The organism is bacterium (assembly GCA_021372535.1).
GTDB lineage: Bacteria > Latescibacterota > Latescibacteria > Latescibacterales > Latescibacteraceae > JAFGMP01.
The window spans coordinates 1-2,663 of the sequence record JAJFUH010000225.1; the positions used below are offsets into that span (position 1 = coordinate 1).

At 47.0% G+C, this 2,663-nt stretch carries 1 protein-coding gene; it reads right to left on the bottom strand.

The features are described from left to right. Positions 1-2,398, bottom strand: a 2,398-nt coding sequence (locus LLG96_19505; GenBank protein MCE5252393.1) for a tetratricopeptide repeat protein, incomplete at its 3' end; no start/stop codon positions are given. Positions 2,399-2,663: the final 265 nt, after the last annotated feature.

A 2,663-nucleotide genomic window follows, 5' to 3' on the forward strand; every position in this document is an offset into this window, starting at 1 on the left:
ATCCCTGAATATTCGCCGGCATAAGTGTAAGCGCTTTTGAATAGAGTGTAATCGCATCAGGAATGGTTCTCTCGTTCATCGAAAGCACCTTTGCAAGCATGAAACAGGTATTCGGATTATCGGGATTCAGTTGATAGACTGCCCTGAATGCCTGTTCGGCCCGTGCAAAGTCATTCCTGTTCATATAGATGATTCCGAGATTATGGAGAGCCTGGGCATTGTTGGAATCGATTCTCAGCGTGGTTATAAAACTGTTTTCCGCCTTTCCGTACTCCTTCATCATAAGCTGGACCGTTCCGAGGCGATTATACGTGTCCACATCATTCCGGTATCTGAGTACGGCGTTGAAAGACTGTTCGGCTTTCTCATATTCCTTTTTATCCATGTAAATCGTTCCGAGACTGAAGTATGCATCGGCAAGATCGGGATCGTACTTTATTGCGGTTTCGAGTCTTGCCTGCGCTTTATCGATATCACCTTTCGCCAGGAGAATCAATCCGATCCCGGAGTGCCCCGGAGCGAACTTCGGATTAATTTTCAGCGATTTCTCAAATAACTGCTGCGCTTTGTCATACTGTTTCCTGGTCAGATACAATTCACCAAGGTTCTGGTAACTGAGCGGTTCATCGGGAGCGAGTTTTAAAGCGATCTCGAATTCTTTCTCTGCCTCATCGATCCTGTTCTGCCTTGTCAGCAGATAACCGAGATAACGGTGCGAATCGAGAAAGTTCGGATTCATCTGGATGGATTGACGGTATGATTTTTCCGCTTCTTCAAATTTTTCATACTGTTCCAGTTTCTGCCCTCTTCGCGCATATGAATAGTAATCGACGAAACTCTCATATATCTGCCCGATACCCCCCTGCCGCATGTTGACAAATTCCGGAATATTACGGGCTCTGTCGCTCGACGAGAACTGGGTCAGAAAAATCGGCGGACTGTCATTACCCTGTTCATCGATATGTTTCAGATAGAGCTCCGTATACGGCGAATTTTCTTTCGATGAAACCACGAGCCATCTGCTGTTAGGCGACCAGCTGTGCCAGGAATTCATGAGCTTCGAGTTATATTTAAGCATCCGCGGCTCGGCGGAAAAATCAGCGGGCATTATATACAGCTTGCTGTCCGGCTGGAGGAGCATGAAACTCCTTGCCCTGCAGAATACAATCCACTTGCCATCGGGGGAACACTTTGCGAAGTAATTGCTCATGCCGTTATTCGAGGCGCCTTTTACCGGCTCTGGTGTTCCTCCCTTTCCATCGTTAAACGGAACCATGTACAAGTCGAAGGCGAAGGTGGCCGCATTGGCGGTATCCTCGATGTACTGTTCTCCTCCGAGAATGATTGAGGACTGCCCCCTCGTAAGAACAATATTCTTGGTCTTATCGGTTCTTACAAATTCCGGAATCGGCGCCCGCGCGAAAATGAGGTATTTTCCATCGGCAGTCCATGATGGATTCGACTGGACAAATCTGGTGTCATTGGCGCCGGGTAATGAATCTATTTTCTTCTTTTCCCTGTCATAGAAACCGATGATTCCCTTGACCGGGAAAAACAGTTGCGAGAAGGCAAGATCGGTGTTCTTCCCAAGAAAGATGACCCGGTCCTTCAATGTCGTTGCAACAAACCTGCCATCGGGAGAAATCTGAGCGAGAAGACCGAAGGTAAACTCGCCTTCCTCACGTTTGTAATCGCTCCAGGTAATGAGTTTCTCCCGCGTCAGAAAGATATGCTCCTCCGTGGGTGTGATGACGTAGGAACCCTTGTCGCCGCCGGAATCGACATCCATGGCGAGCGTCGCACCGTCCTGGGTAAAGGAGTGACAGTTCCCGCATACGGGGAGGTTTTCCAGAACCACCGGCGGGCGCTCGCTCTTCGAAATATCCCCGAGCCGCCACTGTATGAGCTCCATTTTCTCGCGGGCGAAGTCAAACGGCAGCGGCACATCACGGTAGAATATCGGCGCACCGACCGAATCCGCCGATGTCGATATGGTTATCCTGTTCTCCGACAGTGTTTTAAACCGTGTCATGATTTTCCCGGCAAGGTCCTTCTTCACTCCGGTAATGGTGACTGTGGCTTTTTTTTCGAGCGACCGCTGTTTGATGGTCTCCCATACATCACGCTTCGGTGTCCATTGCGGGATTTCAGACTGTTCGATAATGGGATTTGTGCCGTCCCCGAACTGAATCCTGAGCTTCCACACATTGGCCCCGGAAAATTTGTCTTCCCATCGGAATGTTGCCGGAGCTATCTCGGGCGGGAAAAGAGATTCATTATACGGGGAAAGAACAGTCAATTCCTTTTTGGAAAAATTCGGGATAAAAACATAGAGAATCCCTGCACAAATAATGACAAGCAGGACAATCAAACCCTTTTTATCAGTACGTTTCGCCATGACTGTACCCTTTTTTCAAAAAAAACAATTTGTTATATATACATACATGATTTTACAAAATACTCGGTATTAAAATATATTGTCAAGCATTTTCGCTGTGTATCGCTTTTAAGGAAAAATAGAGAATGGTGTAGTGTTTACAATTAAACGTACACCCGGGGCAGTTGTTCCATTTCATTCTTGCGCCATACAGAGATTTTATTCACTGCAATGAATCACATGTCCGTTTTTCTAAGAAAATTCTTTAATGTTACCTTTATGCCTT